This window comes from Pseudomonas sp. Pseusp16 (assembly GCF_047324915.1).
GTDB lineage: Bacteria > Pseudomonadota > Gammaproteobacteria > Pseudomonadales > Pseudomonadaceae > Aquipseudomonas > Aquipseudomonas fluorescens_CD.
The window spans coordinates 4,954,809-4,976,044 of sequence record NZ_CP168522.1; the positions used below are offsets into that span (position 1 = coordinate 4,954,809).

Below are 21,236 nucleotides of genomic sequence, written 5' to 3' on the forward strand. Positions count from 1 at the left end.
ACAAGTGGAGGTTTTCATCAGGCCTGCATTTCGCTGATGCCGGCCAGTTTCAAAGCGGCGGCCAGGTTATCGACCTGCTGCTTCTCGTTGTCTTTGAGCTGTTGCAATTGCTGGCCCAGGGTCGGTGCGCCAAACACCCCGCGCAGGCCCTGGGAAACATCGCCGGACTTGATCGACTGGCTGCCAAAGGCATTCAACGAATCACGCTCGGCACCGCTGTCCTGATTGAACAGGCTCGACAGCGTGCTGGTGCTGAACACACCGCCGTCGCCGCCGCCGAAACCGAGGAAACCATGCCCCGAACCATCGCCACCGCCGTCATTGCCGCTGAAAACCTGTGCGATGAAACTCGGGGTCAATGCGCCGTGATTCATGAAAATATCGCCCAACGGCCGGATGCCATTGCCGATCACCCGCTGTTCGAACAACGGCTGGAAGGTCAACGGTGAACCGAGGTTGCCCGTCGGAGGCGTGAAAATGGCCGGTTGCAGCGGCACGTTGGGCACATCAGGCAGCGTCACCGAGTTCAGCGGCACCACCGGCGGCAGCGTGTTGATTGTGAAATTGTCGGATTGGCTCACGCCGCTGCCGCTGTTGCCGGCCATGTCGCTGATACCGGCATAGTCGATGCTGATCACGTTGCTGGCGATATTGACGTTGGCGGCCGGTGTCAGGGTCGCCGTCCAGGTCTTGCCGCCATCGCTGCTGCTCAGGTCGGACAAGGTGCCGTTGGCAATACTGATGTCGGACAAATCAAAACCGCTGACCGCTTCGTTGAAGGTGATGGTCACCTGCGAAGTCTGACCCACCCCCAGGTTCGGATTGGCGACCACGATGGTGGCGGTCGGAATCTGGGTGTCAATGGCGTAGGTATTGGAGTTGACCGTGCCGCTGCCGGCGTTGCCGGCCAGATCCTGTACACCTGCCGTGTTCAGCACGATGGTGTTGCTGGTGTCGGTGATGTCGACCGTCGGGGTGAAGGTGGCGGTCCAGGTGGTCCCGCCATCGCTGGAACTGACATTGCTCAGGGTGCCGTTGGCGATGGTCAAGTCACTGTTGTCGAAACCGCTCACCGCTTCGCTGAAGGTAATGGTCACCAATGAGGTTTCGCCGGTACTCAGCGCTGTGTCGGCAACCACGATGGTCGCGGTCGGCAGCGCGGTGTCGATGGCAAGATTACTCGAATCGGTGGTGCCAGACCCCGTGTTGCCCGACGCATTGGCCACGCCGCTATTGTCGAGGGTGATCAGGTTGTTGGCGTCAGTAATGCCCGAGGTTGGCGTAAAGGTCGCCGTCCAGGTGATCCCGCCGTCGCTGCTGCTGACGCTGCTCAATGTACCGTTGGTGATGGCCAGGTCAGCGTTGCTGAATCCGCTGACCGCCTCACTGAAGGTGATGGTCACCAGGGTCGTTTGGCCGGCCTTGAGTGCCGTGTCGGCGATCACGATGCTGGCGCTCGGCACGCTGGTTTGTACCAGGTAATTCGCCGAGTCGGTCACTCCGCTCCCGGCGTTGCCTGCCGCGTCGGAGACACCGCTGTTGTCCAGGGTGATGAGGTTACTGGTGTCGGTGATCGCGGCCGTCGGGGTGAAAGTCGCAGTCCAGGTAACGCCACCGTCGCTGCTGCTCAACCCGCTCAAGGTGCCGTTGGCAACACTCAGGTCAGAACTGTCCAGACCACTGACCGCTTCGCTGAAGGTGATGGTCACCAGGGTCGTTTCGCCGGGATGCAGGTCGGTGTCCGCCATGACAATGGTGGCGGTCGGGCGTTGGTTGTCGATCGCGTAATTGTTCGAATCGGTGGTGCCGCTGCCGGTGTTGCCGGCCGCATCGGCCACCCCGGTGTTGTCCAGAGTGATCAGGTTGGTCGCATCGGTGATGCTGGCCGTCGGCGTCAGGGTGGCGGTCCAGGTGATGCCGCCGTCGCTGCTGCTCACCGCACTCAAGGTGCCATTGGCGATGGTCAGGTTGGCGTTGCTGAAACCGGTCACTGCTTCGCTGAAGGTGATGGTCACCAGCGAGGTTTCGCCGATGTTCAGGGCATTGTCGGCGACCACGATGGTGGCGGTCGGGCGCTGGGTGTCGATGGCGTAGTTGTTGGAGTCGGTGGTGCCGCTGCCGGCGTTGCCCGAGCCATTTTGCACACCGCTGTTATCCAGGGTGATGACGTTGCTGGTGTCGGTGATGGCGCTGGTCGGGGTGAAGGTCGCGATCCAGGTGACGCCGCCGTCGCTGCTGCTGACGGAGGTCAAGGTGCCGTTGGCAATGGTCAGGTCGGCATTAGTGAAACCGCTCACCGCTTCGCTGAAGGTAATGGTCACCAACGACGTTTCACCGATTTTCAATGCATTGTCGGCCACCACGATGGTCGCCGTCGGCAGCACCGTATCGATGGTGTAGTTGCCGGAGTTGGTGGTGCCGCTGCCGGTGTTGCCGGCCAAATCGGTCACACCGGTATTGTTCAGGGTGATGATGTTGCTCGTGTCATTCACGCCGGCGGTCGGGGTGAAGGTCGCGGTCCAGGTAATCCCGCCGTCGCTGCTGCTGACTGCGCTCAGCGTGCCGTTGGCGATGCTCAAGTCACTGTTGTCGAAACCGGTCACCGCCTCGGAGAAGGTGATGGTCACCAGCGAGGTTTCGTCGGCACTCAGGGTCCCGTCCGCCAGGACGATGGTCGCGGTGGGGCGGAGCGTGTCGATGGCGTAGTTATTGGAATCGGTGGTGCCACTGACGGCGTTGCCCGACAGGTCGCTGATCCCCGTGTTGTCCAGGGTGATCAGGTTGGTCGTGTCGTTGATGCTGGCGGAAGGTGTGAAGGTTGCGGTCCAGGTGATGCCGCCGTCGCTGCTGCTCACCGCGGTGAGCGTACCGTTGGCGATGGTCAGGTCGGCATTGGTGAAACCGCTCACTGCCTCGCTGAAGGTGATGGTCACCAGCGAGGTTTCACCGATTCTCAGCGCCGTGTCCGCGACCACGATGGTGGCCGTCGGGCGCACGGTGTCGATGGCATAGTTGTTGGAATCGGTGGTGCCGCTGCCGGCGTTGCCCGAGCCATTTTGCACACCGGTGTTGTCCAGGGTGATCAAGTTGGTCGTGTCGGTGATGGCGCTGGTCGGGGTGAAGGTCGCGATCCAGGTGACGCCGCCGTCGCCGCTGCTGACGGAGGTCAAGGTGCCGTTGGCGATGGTCAGGTCGGCATTGGTGAAACCGCTCACCGCTTCGCTGAAGGTAATGGTCACCAGCGACATTTCACCGATTTTCAACGCATTGTCGGCGATCACGATGGTCGCCGTCGGCAGCACCGTATCGATGGTGTAGTTGGCGGAGTTGGTGGTGCCGCTCCCGGTGTTGCCGGCCACGTCGGTGATACCGGTATTGTTCAGGGTGATGATATTGCTCGAATCATTCACGCCGACGGTCGGGGTGAAGGTCGCGGTCCAGGTGATGCCGCCGTCACTGCTGCTCACCGCGGTGAGCGTACCGTTGGCGATGCTCAGGTCGGCGTTGGTGAAACCGCTCACCGCTTCGGAGAAGGTGATGGTCACCAACGACGTTTCGCCGGCACTCAGGGTCGCGTCCGCCAGGACGATGGTGGCCGTCGGACGCTGGCTGTCGACGGCGTAGTTGTTGGAGTCGGTGGTGCCGCTGCCAGTATTGCCGGCCCCATCGGTCACCCCGGTGTTGTCCAGGGTAATCAGGTTGGTTGCATCGGTGATGCTCGCCGCCGGTGTCAGGGTCGCGGTCCAGGTGATGTTATCGCTGGTGCTCAGACTGCTCAGGGTACCGTTGCTCACGGTCAGGTCGGCAATGCTGAAGCCAGTCACCGCCTCGGAAAAGGTGATGGTCACCACCGATGTCTGACCCACCGCCAGCGCCGAGTCCGCAACCACGACGGTGGCCGTCGGGCGCACGGTGTCGATGGCATAGTTGTTGGAGTCGGTGGTGCCGCTGCCGGCGTTGCCCGAGCCATTTTGCACACCACTGTTATCCAGGGTGATGACGTTGCTGGTGTCGGTGATGGCGCTGGTCGGGGTGAAGGTCGCAATCCAGGTGATGCCGCCGTCGCTGCTGCTCACCGCAGTGAGTGTACCGTTGGCGATGGTCAGGTCGGCGTTGGTGAAACCGCTCACCGCTTCGCTGAAGGTAATGGTCACCAGCGACGTTTCACCGATTTTCAATGCATTGTCGGCTACCACGATGGTTGCCGTCGGCAGCACCGTATCGATGGTGTAGTTGCCGGAGTTGGTGGTGCCGCTGCCGGTGTTGCCCGCCAAATCGCTGACCCCGGTGTTGTTCAGGGTGATCAGGTTGCTTGAGTCATTCACGCCGACGGTCGGGGTGAAGGTGGCGGTCCAGGTGATGCCGCCGTCACTGCTGCTCACTGCAGTGAGCGTACCGTTGGCGATGCTCAGGTCGGCGTTGGTGAAGCCGCTCACCGCTTCGCTGAAGGTGATGGTCACCAGCGAGGTTTCGCCTGCACTCAGGGTAGCGTCTGCCAGGACGATGGTCGCGGTGGGTCGAACCGTGTCGATGGCGAAGTTATTGGAATCGGTGGTGCCGCTACCGGCGTTGCCCGCCAGGTCGCTGATCCCTGTGTTGTCCAGGGTGATCAGGTTGGTCGTGTCGGAGATGCTCGCAGAAGGCGTGAAGGTCGCCGTCCAGGTGATGCCGCCGTCGCTGCTGCTCACCGCCGTGAGTGTACCGTTGGCGATGGTCAGGTCGGCGTTGGTGAAGCCGCTCACCGCCTCGCTGAAGGTGATCGTCACCAGCGAGGTTTCGCCGATTTTCAGCGCCGTGTCCGAGACCACGATGGTGGCCGTCGGGCGCACGGTGTCGATGGCATAGTTGTTGGAGTCGGTGGTGCCACTGCCCACGTTACCGCTGGCGACAGCCTGCACACCGGTGTTGTCCAGGGTGATCAGGTTGGTCGCGTCGGTGATGCTGGCAGTCGGGGTGAAGGTCGCCGTCCAGGTAATGCCGCCGTCACTGCTGCTCACCGCGGTGAGCGTACCGTTGGCGATCGTCAGGTCGGCGTTGGTGAAACCGGCTACGGCCTGATCGAAGGTGATGGTCACCAGTGACGTTTCGCCGATTTTCAGTGCGTTGTCGGCAACCACGATGGTCGCGGTTGGCGGGGCGGTGTCGATCACGTAGTTGTTCGAGTTGGTGGTGCCGCTCCCGGAGTTGCCCGCCAGATCGCTGACCCCGGTGTTGTTCAGGGTGATCAGGTTGGTCGGGTCATTGATGCTGGCGGTCGGAGTGAAGGTCGCGGTCCAGGTGATGCCGCCATCGCTGCTGCTCACCGCCGTGAGCGTACCGTTGGCAATCGTCAGGTCGGCGTTGGTGAAGCCGCTCACCGCCTCGCTGAAGGTAATGGTCACCAGCGAGGTTTCGCCCGCGGTCAGCGTCGTATCCGCGACCACGATGGTGGCCGTCGGGCGCACGGTGTCGATGGCGTAGTTGTTGGAGTCGGTGGTGCCGCTGCCGGCGTTACCCGACAGATCGCTGACCCCGGTGTTGTTCAGGGTGATCAGGTTGGTGGTGTCGTTGATGCTCGCCGAAGGCGTGAAAGTTGCGGTCCAGGTGATGCCGCCGTCACTGCTGCTCACCGCAGTGAGTGTGCCGTTGGCGATGTTCAGATCGGCGTTGGTGAAACCGCTCACCGCCTCGGAGAAGGTGATGGTCACCAGTGAGGTTTCGCCGATTCTCAGCGCCGTGTCCGCGACCACGATGGTGGCCGTCGGGCGCACGGTGTCGATCGCATAGTTGTTGGAATCGGTGGTGCCGCTGCCGGCGTTGCCCGCCAGGTCGCTGACCCCGGTGTTGTCCAGGGTGATCAGGTTGGTCATGTCGGTGATGCTGGCGCTCGGGGTGAAGATCGCCGTCCAGGTGATGCCGCCGTCGCTGCTGCTCACCGCCGTGAGTGTACCGTTGGCAATGGTCAGGTCCGCATTGGTGAACCCGGTCACCGCCTCGCTGAAGGTGATCGTCACCAGCGAGGTTTCGCCGATTTTCAGCGCCGTGTCCGCCACAACGATGGTGGCGGTTGGACGGAGCGTATCAATCGCATAGTTGTTCGAATCGGTGATGCCGCTGCCGGCGTTGCCCGACAGGTCGCTGACCCCGGTATTGTTCAGGGTGATCAGGTTGGTCGTGTCATTGACACTGGCCGTCGGGGTGAAGGTCGCGGTCCAGGTGACGCCGCCATCGCTGCTGCTCACCGCTGTAAGCGTACCGTTGGCAATCGTCAGGTCGGCATTGGTGAACCCGCTGACCGCTTCGCTGAACGTGATGGTCACCAGCGAGGTTTCACCAATGCTCAAGCTGGTATCGGCCACCACAAGGGTCGCGGTCGGGCGCACGGTATCGATAGCGTAGTTGTTCGAATCGGTGGTGCCGCTCCCGGCATTGCCCGCCAGGTCGCTGACCCCGGTGTTGTCCAGGGTGATGAGATTGGTCGTATCGGTGATGCTGGCGGTCGGGGTGAAGGTCCCCGTCCAGGTGATGCCGCCATCACTGCTGCTCACCGCCGTGAGCGTACCGTTGGCAATCGTCAGGTCGGCGTTGGTGAGGCCGGTGACCGCTTCGTTGAAGGTGATGGTCACCAGCGAGGTTTCGCCGACTCTCAGCGCATTGTCCGCCACCACGATGGTCGCGGTGGGGCGTACGGTGTCGACCGTGTAATTATTGGAGTTGGTGGTGCCGACGCCGGCGGTGCCCAGACCGTTTATCACTCCGGTGTTGTCCAGGGTGATGACGTTGGTCGTATCGGAAATACTGGCGGACGGCGTGAAGGTTGCTGTCCAGGTGATGCCGCCGTCACTACTGCTCACTGCAGTGAGCGTACCGTTGGCGATGGTCAGGTCGGCGTTGGTGAAACCGGTCACGGCCTCGGAAAAGGTGATCGTCACCAAGGACGTTTCGCCGATGCTCAGTGTGGTGTCAGCAACCACGATGGTCGCGGTCGGCGGTGGTGCATACGCGGTGTTGAGTACACCACCGTCGTTGTAGATGGTCGCGAAAGAGGTCGGCGAGGTGCCGGTTGAACCTCCACCCTGCGCGGTACCGCCTGCACCACTGGCCGCGGCATTACCGGCCAGGGCGGCGAAGTTGGCGGCAGTCATCAGCAGCGTGCCTTTGTTCCAGATCGCACCGACGCCCCGGCCGCCAATGCCGCCATTACTGGCATTGCTGCCTTGGCCACCGCCACCGCCACCGCCGCCACCGGCGCCGATGTTGTTGCTGATGGTCGACGTGCCAATGACGGTGATGGTGCCGCTGCTGGCGTTGTAGATCCCGCCCGCCGCGTTGCCGCCGGCGCCACCTACCTTGTCCCAACCGGCCCCGCCGCCGCCACCGCCAATGGAAATCGTGCCATTGGTGGCCGTCGCACCGTTACCGCCGTTGCTGTAATAGGAAACGCCCACCCCGCCAGCACCGCCAGTGGTGGTACCGCCGCGACCGCCCATGTGGGTGGCGTCATAACCGCCGCCGTAACCACCGACACCGCCGCTGCCCACCTGGCCGCCCAACGTGCCGGTACCCGGCCCGGCCGAACCGCCATGCCCGCCGCCCTGGCCGCCCAAGCCGCCGCCACCACCACCGCCACCGCCGTAAAAAGCGCCGGTGACACCGCCACCGCCACCGCCACCGGATGCGGCGTTGGAGGTCACGGTAACGTTTTTCAGGGTCAGAATCCCTGCGTTGAAAATCCCCCCGGCCATCGCGCCCGTGGCGCCGTAGCCACCGTTGCCGCCATTACCCGAGACCAGGCCACGGGTGATCACCAGGCCATCAAGCGTCACGGTGCTGCCAGGCGCCACTTCAATCACTCGGGTCTTGTACTGACCATCGAGAGTCACATCCGCCACACCGTCGTTGTTCAAGTCGCCATCAACGTAGACGTTCTTGTTGATCAGCAATTCGGAGGTCAACTGCACCGTCATGCCGGTGCTGAAAGTGACGATATCGCCGCTCTGCGCCGAGGCGAGGGCGGCACGCAACGAGCCGACGCCCGTGTTGGCGTTGTTGGTGGCGGTCCAGGTGGCCAAGCCCCACTGATAGTCGCTCATGGCCGTGGCCGAGAGGACGTTGGCGCTTTCAATGTTGCCGGTGACGATTTCCAGATCCCAGTCACCGCCCACGCCGGTACGGTTGCTCGAAGCCGCTACATCGCGGCCGGTCATTTGCGCCAGCGAGTCGACAAAGCTCAGGCCACGCTCGCCTTCGGCGGTGTAGCAGCCGTAGATCAGGATGTCGCCGCCAGCGTTCATGTCCTTGCCTATTTCCGCCAGCACCGCGCTGCGGGCGGCGACGTTGTCAGCCGACAGATAGCTGTCGCCCAGCCACAGGTCACCAGCGTTGCCGTGGGCGATGATCTGCACCGAGCTGACGCCCTGATGCTGATCGAGGTAGTCGGCTATCTGCTGCAGTCCATCCTTGCTCGCGTCCAGTTTCACGACCTGGGTCCCGGGCGCGACGCCTTTGAGCAGGCTGTCGGCATCTTTCACCCGGGAGTCGACGAACATCACGCTCTGCCCGGGCACCGCAACGGGGCTGGCCGCCGGTGTCGCATCGGCCTGGCCGTGGGTGTCCTTGCTGGCCGTCGGTTGATCGGCAGTCGGCGTCTTGGCGGCATCGGCTGTGGAATGGCTGTCGGCCTGGGCGGCGGTATCGGCGACCGTGGCGGCGACGGCGCCGTCGAACAGCATGCGCGGTTCAAGGGACATGATCATGGGCGCTGCTGGCGTCCGTTGGCCTTCGGCCACCCGTGACTTTGCCTTTGCCCCGCCAAAAATGGTCCGCCACATGCTGCTCACCCGAATTCGAACGAATTAACGTAATGCATCAATGAAAAACGCCGCGATCAAATGTTCGCGGCGTCGGACTTCATACGAATGACATTGGCGGCGCTGGCAGAGCCATCGAGCCAAAAGGACAAGTCTGAGTATTGCTTGAACAGGTCCGGCGGCAGGATGGTGCGCCGGGCCTGTACGGCAACTTTGGGTCTGACCTTGTGCAGGCCGGCCACCCCGAGGGCCTGGTCGAATTCCGGAGCGTCGTACGCGAGGTGCTCGAAGTCGTGCTCGAACCAGGGTTCGTCGATAAAGTCGTAGACCAGCCGCAGCACCCGCTCCGGTGCCTGGGTCAGCAGGTCATAGTCGATGATCAGCAAGGAGTCGGCATATTCGCCGTAATAGGCTTCCTTGAGTGCCGCCCAGGCAAAACCCACCAGGCGATTGCGTTGGGCCAGGGTTTCGCAACGGCTGTAGACGGTGTTGCGCTCGATGGCATCGCCGAAGAGCTTGGTGTTTTCATAGGGATTGGCGCGGTAAAGACGCTCGATGCTGTCCATGATCCAGGCGACGTTGCGCACACAGGCAATCACCTTGGCCTTGGGAAACAGATCGTTGATGGCCGGCAGCCGCGCGCTCCAAAGGCGATTGGTGTCGAACACCACCGGTTTGTCGGCCTTGTCGGCGTAGAAGGAATCAAACAGACCGCGCAACAGGCGGCGGCGCATGTCGGTGTCGATCACCGCGCCGAACTCGCTGCCCACGCTGCACTGGTCCAGGACACCGGAAAACAGGGAACCGACGGGGCTGGTCATTCCGGCATGGAAACGCGGATTCTGCAAAAGAATGGCAGAAAGCAGCGTCGAACCTGAGCGCGGCAAACCGGAAATAAAGTGAAATTGGTGCAATCCCTTCACCTTGACGTTAATTCCTTTTGTAGGACAAAGCGTAGCCGAAGGGAAAGTGTTCGCCCAGTGGTATTTTGATATCAATTCGAAGTCAATAGCACTGGAAATCAGCTTTTTTAACATCCGATGAACAGACGAAACGTTTTAGCTTCGACGCAGCTTATTTCCCGGCCACTGCGGACAAGTACAGTCTGGCGAGAACGCCACCGGCCTTTACCTGATGGCCCAACTGCCATTGAACGGGCACAGGGGCAAACTCATCCGGTACGTCGGCGGTACCGATCAACCAGATACGCCTGGTGCCCTTGGGCAAATCGCCGAGGCTGTCGAGGTACTCGTCCGGTGCCGTCAGGGTGCCGAAACCATAGTCATTCGGACGACTCGAGGTTCCGTCGACATGTGGCGGGGTGTACAGCAACGGCTTGGCATCGGTACGGTTGTAGTAGACGTAGCTCAAGTACCAGAGCATGTCGCTGGTGACGATTTGATCGCCGGGCTGGAAGTGCTGGTTAACGTCATCGACCATGACATTGACCTGGTCATGGATATCTACCGTGGCGTTGTTGTTCAGGCCCACCAGTTCGACACCGACAAACAGCACCAGCACCGTCAGCGCCACCACGCGGGAGCCGTTGTACAGGCGATCGATCGCCAACGCCGCCAGCATGGGCAGGCCCAGGGCATAGGCGGTGAGATAGCGTTCGATGAACATCGGTGAAATGAACGACACCGCGAACACCAGCAACACCGGAACGAAGGTGTAGACCGCCAGCAACGCGCTGCCCCGGAACACACTTCGGTCTCGCACCAGCGCCACCCCGGCCAATATCGGCATGGCCAGCGGCAGGGTGGCAAACACCAGCGGCAACAGGTTTTCGCCATCGTCCTGGGTCAACAGCGACCACACCATGGACGGCAGGGAACTGAAGGTAACCGGCGTTTCCCAGCCGACATCACCATTGGCCTTGAGTTGATCAATGTGCTGCAACAGATCGACCAGCCCCGGTAACCACGGCAGGTACAGCACGACAATGGCCAGGTTCGCCAGCCACCAGTCGCCGCGCTGGATATGCCGCAGGCGATACCCCGGCTGCACGCGGACGATGCCCAGGTACAACCAATGGCAAAGCACGCATAGCGCAGTGAAGTAATGGGTGTAGAACGCCGCGCTCATGAGCAGGACGTAGATCAGCAGATAACGTCGGCGTTGCGGTTTGCGGATCCAGTACACCAGGGCAATCGTCGCCCCGAGCAACCACAGCCCCAACAGCGAATACATGCGCACTTCCTGGCTGTAACGAACCGCCGTGGGCAGCAGCGCCAGCAGGAAGCCGGCGAGTATCGCGGCGCGGCGGGTAGCCAGTCGATCCACCAGCCACACGCCGAGCCCGACCGAGGCGATGCCCGGCAGGGCGCTGAGGCAGCGGATCGAAAAAATGCCGTCGCCGAAGACCGCCATCCAGCTGTGCAACAGCATGAAATACAGCGGCGGATGCACGTCGTAGGCCGCATGAAGCCAGATATCCGGCAATGAATAGCGCGCCAGCAACAGGCTGGAACCCTCGTCGCCCCAGATCGCAGCCGCGGTCAGATCGTAGAAGCGCACCAGCGCCGCCAGTATCAGGATCGGCACCAGCCAATGCTCCCGCGCCCAACGAATCATCGGTTGCGCGCCCCTGACGAAACCAGGGTTTGCGTGCGGTCCCTGCGTGTCGCCCATCGGCGTTTCTCTGCGCGCCTCCATTGCTTCCCCTTGCAACGCTCAGTGACAGTTTACTTGCGGTTCACTTTAGACCTTCAGCCCGAGCATCGTCGATGCTGGCCCGTTGACGAAACGACCTGCGGCGACGAGAGATCGGTCGATCTAAAAACCGCTTTCCCTGACACCCAGCGCCGCCATGCGTCGCCAGGCAACGCCCAGCACCGACTCACCACGGCCTTGCAACACCGCCACGCCGCGTAATGGCTGCACGGGCGCCAGGGGCTCATCAAGCGCGGTCAACCGCGCGCCGTACTGTGCCTGTACCGGCTCGGCCCGTTGATGCTGATCGCGACGCACGGCAATCGGTCCGTGGTGATCAGAGGTCAGTGCCTCCTGATCGACAAACGCCGCACCGTTGGTATCGATTTCGCTCAGTTGCACTGCAATCGCCGGATGCATCGGATCATCCGCGATAAACCGTCCGATGGCCCCCGGCGCCACGCGCCAGAGTTCGGCCTCGGCCAGATAGCCGCGCAAGCGCACGCCCTCCTCGACCACCCGGGCCAGCGGCTCCCGAGTGGACAGCCAGCGACCCACCGTCCATTGCGCCAGCAGATCACGCACCGTGCCGGCATGGGGGGCACGCAATAGCAATCGCTCGCGCTGAGCCGCCAGCCCACGGTACTCGGCGACCGCTTCGGCCAGGCGCTGCTCGACAATTGCGGCATCGGCAGCCGTTTCGCTGCGGCTGGCCTGACGACGCATTTGCAATTGCTGAATCTCGATTTCCCGGCGCGCAATGGCCTGGCGCGAATCGAGATCCGGCGACTCCAGTTCTATCAGGACATCACCCTGCGCCACCGACTGCCCGTCATGCACATTCACGGCCTTGATCCGTGCTGCTACCGGCGCATGCAAGGTGCTGACCCGACCCGCTTCCAGCATGGCCGGCACCTCGACGGCACTGCGCCACGGCAGGATGAGCACCAGCAACAGCCCGAGCAACACCAGGCCGCTGAGCAGCACACGCGGCCCATGTGCCTGCTCGCGGCGACCCCACCACTGGCGCCATTCACTCATGATGGGTAGAAAGATGAACCAGACCAGTTCCACCAGCATCAGGAAGATCCCCAACACTTTGAAGAACAGGTGATAGACCGCCAGAGCGATCCCGAAAAACAGTGCCGCGCGCCACAACCATGAGCCATACCCCCAGATCAGCAAACGCCGTTGCATGGTCGACGACCAAGGCTCCGGCGCCGCTGCGCCATAGCCGAACAAAAACTCGCGCAGACGCCAGCGGCACAAGGCAAACGCTCGCCCTTGCAGGTTATCGACCTGCCAGAAATCGCTGAGTAAAAAATAACCGTCAAAGCGCATGAACGGGTTGAGATTGACCACCAGTGTCGTGATCCACGTAGCACTGGCGAGCATGAACGCTGCGGTGCGGGCGGGACCGTCGGGCAGAAACGACCATGTCAGCAAGGCCATGCTCGCCAACAGCAACTCGGCCAGCACACCGCCGACGCCAATCAGCAACCGGGCCTTGCGATCATTGATCCGCCAGGCATCGCTGACATCGGTATAGAACATCGGCAGCAGCACCATGAACGCCACGCCCATGCTCTGCACCCGGCACCCGGCGCGCTTGGCCATGAACGCGTGACCGAACTCGTGGCAGAGCTTGGCGAAGAACAGGGCCACGCCAAACGCCATTGCGCCGCCAAGGCTGAACAGATGCGGAAACGTCGCGATAAATCGCTGCCAGTCCCGCGACACCAGAAACACCCCCAACCCCAGCACTGCGGGCAACCCGTAGCGCAGCGCTCGCGGGCCAACGCGCTCCAGCAGTGGCCAGGCACGATTGAGAAAACGTTCGGGACGCCACAGCGGAATACGAAAAAACAGGTACTGGTGCAGCAACATTTGCCACAGGCTCTGGCGCTGGGCAGCCGCTTTAAAGCTGTAACTGGCACGCTGCTCGGGATCGAGGGCGGTAATCAGGTCATGACTGCGCAAAAACACCAGCAACTGCTCCAGATCCGCACCGATCAGCGCCAGCCCCGGCTCACGATTGGCCGCTTGCAGGACCTGCTCGGGCTCGCCCAGCGACCAGTGACGCAACAAACGCATCGCCGTCGTACCGAGCTTGAAGTAACGCCCCCGCACCGGATCGGCCAGCGTCCAGCAGGGTGCGCCGTCCAGCGCTGGCGCTGCCGGGGACAGCTGCAGATCGGCACGCAGGCCGGGCAGGTTCATTTACAGGCCCACGCTCTGGCGCAAGCCGGCCAGCGGTCGACGCAGCAGGTACAACGCCAGCGGCGCCCGGTCACCGAAGATTTTCGCCGTGCCGCGCAAACCGATGCGCGGGGGTGGTGCTTCGAAATTCGCATCCAGGCGATAGGCCAACTGCCCGCCCGCCGTGGGTTGCGCTTCGTAAGCCGAACGTTCGAGCCTGGCCAGGTGCCGTTGCAGCGGGTCACTGTCGAGGAACAATGCGACTTCAGCGCCGGGCTCCAGAGAGATCGCGTCCCCCACGGCCAGCTCGATACGCAATTGCGCCTGAGCCGGATCGGCGATTTCCATCAGTCGCTCGCCGGTCTGCACCGGCTTGCCGGTCCAGCGTTCGGCATCGGCAAATACCGCAATACCATCGCGCTCAGCGCGCACTTCGCTGCGCTTGAGCAGTTCACGGGCGTAGTCACGCTCGGCGCGCTTCTGTTCGACCCGGGCAGCCAGAAAATCCAGTTTCGAGCTGGACTCGGCATCGGCAAACGAGCGCTGGGAGTTGGCCTTGAGTTCCGCCTCGGCAACCCCGAGGGCACGTTCGGCGACATCGGCCTGAGCCTTGAGGGTGGTGCTTTCGAAGCGCAGCAGCAATTCGCCGGACTTCACCGTTTGATTGGGCTTGACCAGGAACTCGGCAATGACACCGTCCAGCGGCGCCGCCACCACCCGACCGCCCAGCGGCACCACTTCGGCCGGTGCCAATACGGACTGGCGCACCGGGATCAACAGCCCGAGCAATAGCACTGCAACCAGCAAGCCCCGGCGTTTGCGCGTCCAGCGCAGGCGCCAGGGCTTGCGCGGTTGCAGCGCCTGCCAGGCGTGGCTGTAGGTATCACCCAGTTGCGCCAGCAGCACCTGTTCGCCAGGGTTCCACACAACGTCCCGGGCCAGCCACAACCCACCGAACACCTCGCCCTGACGATCGATCAGCGGCAGCCAGAACACCTGCGCCGCCGACAGGCTTTGCCATTCAGCCCGCAGCGACTCGCCGAGGACATCGGCGGCAATGACCCGCGCCTGCTGCAGCTGTTCGCGTTTGAACAGCTGCGCCACTGCCTGCTCGACGAAGGCTACAAACGGTGAATTCGGCTCCACCGTGCTGACACCGGTCACGGCCTGCACCTTCCCGGCGATCAACAGTGCCGCATGGCGAAAGCCAAACAGTGCCTGGCCATCATTGACCAGGCTGTAGGCCAACTGGACGGGCGTCCGGGCTGCGCGGGTCTGGCGCTCAATATCAAGAAAACGCGCGAACACCTGTTCGGCACCGCCGCTCACCGGCGCGTTCACTTGAACTCCGCAAAATGCGCAGTGCCACTCATCCCCGCCAGCAACCCGCTGGCGTTGGGTACGCTGGCCACCAGTAGCAGGGTCTGGCTGCCTTCATCGATTCGTGCGCCCAGGCGCTTGACGGTCGCATCCAGCGGCTTGCCGGTTTCATCGGGAACAAAACTGAAGGTCTGGCCGGGCTTGAGTCGGGCCATCCAGCGCGAGGGCACCAGCAGATGGATTTCCAGGGTGCGATTATCGACCACGTCCAGCAAGGGGGCGCCGGCAGGTACGCTTTCATAGCGCTGTACCTTGCGCTCGACGACCTGGCCATCAAACGGCGCCAGCACGCTGCAACGCTTGACCTGCACTTGATACACCTGGGACTGCGCCTGGGTTTCGCTGACTTTGGCCTCGGCGCGTGCCACTTCGAAACGCCCGACCGAATTCAGCGCGGCCAGTTGCCGGTTGTGCGCCAGCTCTTCACCCGCGCCACGGCTGGCCGCTTGAGCGGCATTGAGTTGCGCCTGATAGGCCGAGCAATCGAACCGCGCCAGGGTATCGCCCTTCTTGAACGATTCCCCCTCGCTGAACGGCAATTCGACAATCCGCCCAGGCACCTCGCTGGCCAGTACGGCCTGATCCCGGGCGCGCAACACACCGCGGGCCTCGGTGCTGGTTGCGGCGCTGGTGCCCGCATCCATTTGCGCAAGCGGGTCATCTGCCACAGGCGTTTGCGCCTGGGCAACGCTCATGGCGAAGAGCAATCCCAACCCCAACACACAGAAAATCCGCATGACCGTACTCCCTTTCGGATTACCGGAGTCTAAGACAGCGGCGATAAGCGTCAAGCAGATGGCCATCATTGCCTGCGTTTTAACGCTGCGCCGTCCCGGTCAAGGGATACACCGACTCCCAACCTCCACCCAACGCCTTGTACAACCCGACGGCCGCCAGCGACACGCCAGTCGAACTCTCGACCCACTGCTCCTGCGTGGCCAGCAACGCCCCTTGCACGGTGAGTACGGTGACAAAATCCACCACGCCCTCAACGTACTGCTGTTGCGCGGTGTCCAGCGCAATGCGGTTCTGGCGTACGGCCTCGGCCAGGCTGTCGCGGCGCAACTGACTGGCGTTGTAGGCGGTCAGTTGGTCATCGATTTCATGCCAGGCACGCAGCACGGTTTGCTGATAGGCGATAGCCGCTTCCTGTTGTTGTGCTTCACGCAAATCGAGCACGCCACGCAAGCGGCCGCCGTCGAACAACGGCAAGCTCAATTGCGGGCCGATCCCGAACGAACGCGAACCCCAGGAACCGAAATCACTCAGTTGCATGGCCTGGGAACCGATGTTCCCCGACAGGGTGATTCGCGGATAGAAATCGCCCTTGGCCACGCCAATGCTGGCCGTGGTGGCATGCAGCCGTGCTTCGGCCTGGCGAATGTCCGGACGACGTTCAGCCAGCTGCGAGGGCAAGCCAATGGCGACTTGTCGCGGGGTTTGTGGCACGGGCGCATCTGTGGATAACTCCGCCGCCAATGCCTGAGGCGGCTCGCCCATCAACAGACTCAAGGCGTTGATCAGTTGCCACTGGCGCTGCTCCAGTGCGGGCAGGCGCGATTCGATGGCCGCCACCTGTGCGGCGGCTTCGGCGACATCCAGATCCGTCGCGACGCCGTCGGCCAGGCGCAGTTGCGAAAGCTTCAGGCTATGGCGGGCGACGTCGAGATTCTGTTCAGTGACGAGCCGGGTGTTCTGCACGCCACGCAGTTGAATGTAGTCCTGGGCGGTTTCGGCCAGCACCGACAGCAGCACATCGCGTCGGTCGTTCTCGGCGACTTCCAGATTGGCGTCGGCGGCTTCGGTTTCCCGACGCACCCGGCCCCAGAAATCCAGCTCCCAGGAGGCAGAAAAGCCGGCATCCCACAGGTTGAACGCGGATTGGCCGTTGTGCCCTGACGGGTCGCTCAGGCCTTCACTGCTGTTACGTTTTCGGGCGTAGCTTCCCGTGACGGCGGTATTCGGATAGCGGTTGGCGGTGATCACCTGGCGAACGGCACGGCTTTGCTGCAAGCGGCTGCTGGCGAGCTTCAAGTCGAGGTTGTCGGTCAGGGCGCGTTGCGTGAGGGTCGAGAGTTTCGGATCGTTGAACACGTCCCACCAGCGCTTGTTCATCGTTTCGGCGATGGCTTGGCTGGCGGCAGGCTTACCTGGTTTGGCCCATTCGGCGACTTCGGTGGTTTCGGGCTTTTGGAAATTGGGGCCGACGGTGCAGCCGCCGAGACTCATGACAAGCACGGCACTGAAAGTCAGTTGCTGCCACTGCCCTCTTCGCGAGCAAGCCCGCTCCCACATTGAAACGCATTCCCCTGTGGGAGCGGGCTTGCTCGCGAAGGCGTCAGCACGATCAACGAAAATCTTCATCGCTGAACAACCTCCTTCGCCTTGGCGGTGGCCGTATCAATACTCGCCTCCACCGACATCCCCACCCGCAATCGCTCGGCCAGCAACTGTCCCGGCTCCAGCACGATCTTCACCGGTATCCGCTGCACCACCTTGGTGAAGTTTCCGGTGGCGTTATCCGGTTTGACCGCGGCGAACGTCACCCCGGTGGCCGGTGCAATGCTTTCGACACGACCGTTGAGTGCCGCACCGCCCAGGCTGTCAACGCGCACTTGCACAGCCTGCCCCGGCTGCACATCCGTCAGTTGGGTTTCCTGGAAATTGGCCATCACATAAGCCTGCGCCAGCGGCACTACCGCGAGGATTTTGCTGCCCGGCGTGACGTAGGCGCCGACCCGCACCGCACGCTCGCCGACCATACCGTCCTGTGGCGCGACGATCCTCGTATAGGACAACTCGTAGCTGGCCATTTCCAGCTTCGCTTGCGCCCGTTTCAGGCCACCTTCGGCGGCGTCGCGCTGGGCCGTGAGGATCTCCACTTGCTTGCGCTCCGCCGCCAGTACCGCGGTGGCATTGGCCAGCCGCGCAGAGGCCTGGTCGATGCGCGTTTGCGCCTGTTGCGCATTTTGTACCGTGCCGGCGCCGACCCCGGCGAGGTGGTTGTAGCGGTTCAATTCATGCTCGGCAAACGCCATTTCCGCCTTGGCCGAAACCACCGAGGATTGCGCCTGGGCAATTACCGACGCCTGGCGCTCCAGGGTCGCCCGGGCGTTTTGCAGTTGCGCCCTGGCCACCAGCGTTTCGGCGTCGGCAGCCTGGGCGGCTGCGCGCAAATCCCGGTCATCGATCAGTGCCAGCAACTGCCCGGCCTTGACCTGCTGGTTGTCCTCAACCAGCACTTGCTGGATAAACCCGGCGACCCGCGGCACTACCAGGGTGAAATCCGCCGAGACATACGCATCGTTGGTGTTCTGTTGGGTACGCTTGCCGAACAGGCCGGGCATCGCCAGGTACAGCAACACACCGACGGCCAATGCGGCGGTCATGGCAACCGCGACTTTCTGCTTTGCTTGAGTGTTCATAAAAACCTTCTGTTTCAGTGGAGCATTCAGGTCGGTGCGCGCGGTGGATAGATCCGCGTCGGCAGCCAGAAAATCAGCAGGATCAAGGTCACGGCGATACCGGCCATGCACAGGTAAAGATCAGAGGAAGTGAGCACCACCGCTTGCTCATGCAGACGATGAGCGAGACTTGCGCTGTCGCGTTCGGCCAACGGTGAGTTGCCGAGACGATCGACCAGCATGGTCGAGTGAAAATGCAGGCGTGCCGTGGTCAACGCCTCGATCACCCCGGTGGCGATGACCGCCGACAGGCCTTTGACGGTGTTGAACCAGGCCGATGCGAACGGCCCTTGCATCGGGTTGATGCTGCCGGTGGACAGCATCAGCAACGGCAACACCGCCATGGGCTGACCGAAAATCTGCAGCCATTGCAGCACATAGAAATCGTCGCGAATCCACGCAGAGGTCAGTTGCGAGCCGCCGACGCACGACAACGCCAGCATGCTCAAGCCAAGGCCCAACACCCAGCGGCAATCGACCCAGCGAAAGTTGCACAGCGCCGCCACCAACGGCAGCGCAATCAATTGCGGTAATGCCGCCAGCAGCATGATCGGCGCGGTCTGCACCGGGCGATAACCCTGGACCTGCGCCAGGTAGCCGGACGGAATAATGATCACCGCCTGCAACACCACCAGCACTCCCGCCAGGGTCAGCAGGGCGAAAGACAGGTTACGGATGCCGAGCATCTGCATCTTGAAAAACGGCATCGGCTGCGACCACTCGCCGATCAAGAACAGCACCAGCAACAACAGCCCGCCACCGAGCAATCCGCAGATCAGGTTCGACTCGAACCAGTCCAGGCGACTGCCCTGCAGAATGCCGATCACCAACATGCAGATGGCGGGAAAACCCAGCAGCACACCGCGCCAGTTGAAGGACTTGAAGCGCTCCAGGCGCAGCGGGTCTTGGGGTAAGCCATACGCCACCGCAGCCATGGCAATCAGGCACGGGGCGATGATTTGCCAGAAGGTCCATTGCCAGCCGACATACTCGGTCCACAACCCGGCCAATGGCGTACCCAGGCCCGGGCCGAACGTCGCGGTCAGGGCATAACCGGCCAGGCCATACAGCTTCACGTTGGCAGGCAGAAATCGCAGGGCCACGGTCATCAGCATGGGAGGCAATGCACCGCCCGCCAGGCCTTGCAGGGTGCGCAGCAACAACAGGCTTTCGTAATTCGGGGCGAAGGGGCACAACGCACCCAACAGGGTGAACAGGCTGATGGCGCACAGGGTGAAACGCCGCAACGAGAACGTCACCGCACACCATGGCGCAAAAGCCATGGCCGCCACTGAGGTCGCGGTGTAACAGGCGACCAGCCAGGTGCCTTCGTCGTAGCCGATGGCCAACGCACCGCGGATGTCGGCCAGGGCGACTTTGGTCACCATCTCGTTCAGGCCCGACACCAGCACTGCCAGCAACACGCCCACCAGGCCGATGATGATCCGCGGGCCGAAGACGGGTGGAGCGATTGCCGTGCTGACCGCGGCGACAGGTGCCGAGGCCGTAAGGGAGGTCATGAACTGCAAGCTCCGGAGTGGAAATACCGAAGCATTCTAGGAAGCGTGATGCCTGACGAAAATCAACTTATCGGCAGGTTATAAGTGCGCCAGACGCAACGATACAAAACCCCTACCCCCTGTAGGAGCGAGCTTGCTCGCGATGGACGTCAACGATAACGCTGGCTGGCAGGTGCCCCGCGGTGTTCTCGGGTTTTTCGCGAGCAAGCTCGCTCCTACAGGGGGGAATTGCGTTCACCTCAGTCAGGCTGCGCAGCCAGCCACGTCTCATCGCAGCAGGTTTTCAGCGTTTCACGCAACCAGCGGTGAGCCGGATCCTTGTCGAAGCGCGGGTGCCAGGCCTGGGTCAACATCAGCGTCGGCAAAGGAATCGGCAGGTCGAACGAGCGCAGTTTCAATCCCAGCCGCCGCACACTCAGCAAGGCCTCCTTGGGCACCGGCAGAATCAGGTCGGAATCGGGCAAGGCAAACATTGCCGCATGAAAGCTTGGCGCGATCACCGCCACCCGCCGCTCCAGCCCCAGGGCATTGAGCGCGGTATCGATCGGGCCTCGGGCAATGCCACGCCGGGACATACTGATATGGGAATAACCCGCATAGCGCTCTGCCGTGATCTCTTCGTCCAACAGCGGATGATCCTCACGCACCAGGCCAACGAAGTGGGTGGAAAACAGGTTCTGGATCTTCACTTCGGGGGTCAGCGGCCGGGTGTTGCTGATGCTCAGATCGATCCGCCCTTCGCGCAACGCCTCATCATCGCCATCGCCTTCGGGGACGAAACGCAATTCGCAGTGCGGCGCCTGCCGGTCAAGGGTGTCGAACAGCCTGCCGCCGTAGACGCCGACAAAAAAGTCGTTGGCCCGAATACTGAAACGCCGCCGCAGCGAACCCAGTTCCACCGCATCGGCCGAACGAAACAGCAACCCGGCCTGCTCCACCACACTGCGCACCTGCTCGCGCAATTCCAGTGCCTTGGGGGTTGGCACCAGGCCACGGCCGGCGCGCACCAGGATCGGATCGCCAATGGCTTCCCGAATGCGCGTCAACGTCCGGCTCATGGCCGCCGGGCTCAGGTTCATCCGCCGCGCGGCGCCCACCACACTGCCCTCGTCGAGTAAGGCGTCGAGGGCGACCAACAGGTTCATGTCTGGTAGTTGCATGGAAAGCACTCAAGCCTGATTTTTATTGATTCAGACGCAATGCTAGCAAACTTCATTCAGACACTGTGC

10 protein-coding genes are annotated in these 21,236 nt (G+C 62.5%); all 10 read right to left on the minus strand.

All coding sequences use genetic code 11. The features are described 5' to 3' along the window. Positions 1–17: 17 nt before the first annotated feature. Positions 18–8,735, minus strand: coding sequence for an Ig-like domain-containing protein (locus ACEN8Q_RS22460; RefSeq protein WP_413705516.1), 8,718 nt, complete (start codon positions 8,733–8,735; stop codon positions 18–20). 131 nt (positions 8,736–8,866) lie between these two features. Then, a complete protein-coding gene (locus ACEN8Q_RS22465; protein WP_413703767.1) occupies positions 8,867–9,712 on the minus strand; it encodes a sulfotransferase family protein in 846 nt (281 codons plus the stop codon). A 151-nt stretch (positions 9,713–9,863) separates the two neighbouring features. Further along, positions 9,864–11,447: a glycosyltransferase family 39 protein gene (locus ACEN8Q_RS22470; RefSeq protein ID WP_413427736.1), complete on the minus strand. Its 1,584-nt coding sequence runs from the start codon at positions 11,445–11,447 to the stop codon at positions 9,864–9,866. Positions 11,448–11,567: 120 nt separating this feature from the next. After that, positions 11,568–13,664 carry a biotin/lipoyl-binding protein gene (locus tag ACEN8Q_RS22475; RefSeq protein WP_413703768.1) on the minus strand — a complete coding sequence of 699 codons (2,097 nt, stop codon included), beginning with the start codon at positions 13,662–13,664 and terminating at the stop codon, positions 11,568–11,570. Further along, a complete protein-coding gene (locus ACEN8Q_RS22480; protein ID WP_413427735.1) occupies positions 13,665–14,984 on the minus strand; it encodes an efflux RND transporter periplasmic adaptor subunit in 1,320 nt (439 codons plus the stop codon). Next, positions 14,981–15,760, minus strand: coding sequence for an efflux RND transporter periplasmic adaptor subunit (locus ACEN8Q_RS22485; RefSeq protein WP_413703769.1), 780 nt, complete (start codon positions 15,758–15,760; stop codon positions 14,981–14,983). The genes ACEN8Q_RS22480 and ACEN8Q_RS22485 overlap by 4 nt, the downstream gene beginning before the upstream one ends. A 79-nt stretch (positions 15,761–15,839) precedes the next feature. Further along, entirely contained in the window at positions 15,840–17,387 is a 1,548-nt protein-coding gene (locus ACEN8Q_RS22490) for an efflux transporter outer membrane subunit (RefSeq protein WP_413703770.1), read from the minus strand. Next, a complete protein-coding gene (locus tag ACEN8Q_RS22495; RefSeq protein ID WP_413703771.1) occupies positions 17,384–18,448 on the minus strand; it encodes an HlyD family secretion protein in 1,065 nt (354 codons plus the stop codon). The genes ACEN8Q_RS22490 and ACEN8Q_RS22495 overlap by 4 nt, the downstream gene beginning before the upstream one ends. Positions 18,449–18,474: 26 nt before the next feature. Next, on the minus strand, positions 18,475–20,007 hold the full coding sequence (locus ACEN8Q_RS22500; protein ID WP_413427731.1) for an MFS transporter: 1,533 nt from the start codon (positions 20,005–20,007) through the stop codon (positions 18,475–18,477). A 239-nt stretch (positions 20,008–20,246) separates the two neighbouring features. Further along, positions 20,247–21,167 carry a LysR family transcriptional regulator gene (locus ACEN8Q_RS22505; RefSeq protein WP_413427730.1) on the minus strand — a complete coding sequence of 307 codons (921 nt, stop codon included), beginning with the start codon at positions 21,165–21,167 and terminating at the stop codon, positions 20,247–20,249. Positions 21,168–21,236: the final 69 nt, after the last annotated feature.

What these genes read in the sequence shown, in the direction of transcription:
- ACEN8Q_RS22460 (WP_413705516.1), bottom strand. Translation starts at nt 8,735, where the DNA reads ATGATCATGTCCCTTGAACCGCGCATGCTGTTCGACGGCGCCGTCGCC.
- ACEN8Q_RS22470 (WP_413427736.1), bottom strand. Translation starts at nt 11,447, where the DNA reads ATGGAGGCGCGCAGAGAAACGCCGATGGGCGACACGCAGGGACCGCAC.
- ACEN8Q_RS22475 (WP_413703768.1), bottom strand. Translation starts at nt 13,664, where the DNA reads ATGAACCTGCCCGGCCTGCGTGCCGATCTGCAGCTGTCCCCGGCAGCG.
- ACEN8Q_RS22485 (WP_413703769.1), bottom strand. Translation starts at nt 15,760, where the DNA reads ATGCGGATTTTCTGTGTGTTGGGGTTGGGATTGCTCTTCGCCATGAGC.
- ACEN8Q_RS22490 (WP_413703770.1), bottom strand. Translation starts at nt 17,387, where the DNA reads ATGAAGATTTTCGTTGATCGTGCTGACGCCTTCGCGAGCAAGCCCGCT.
- ACEN8Q_RS22495 (WP_413703771.1), bottom strand. Translation starts at nt 18,448, where the DNA reads ATGAACACTCAAGCAAAGCAGAAAGTCGCGGTTGCCATGACCGCCGCA.
- ACEN8Q_RS22500 (WP_413427731.1), bottom strand. Translation starts at nt 20,007, where the DNA reads ATGACCTCCCTTACGGCCTCGGCACCTGTCGCCGCGGTCAGCACGGCA.
- ACEN8Q_RS22505 (WP_413427730.1), bottom strand. Translation starts at nt 21,167, where the DNA reads ATGCAACTACCAGACATGAACCTGTTGGTCGCCCTCGACGCCTTACTC.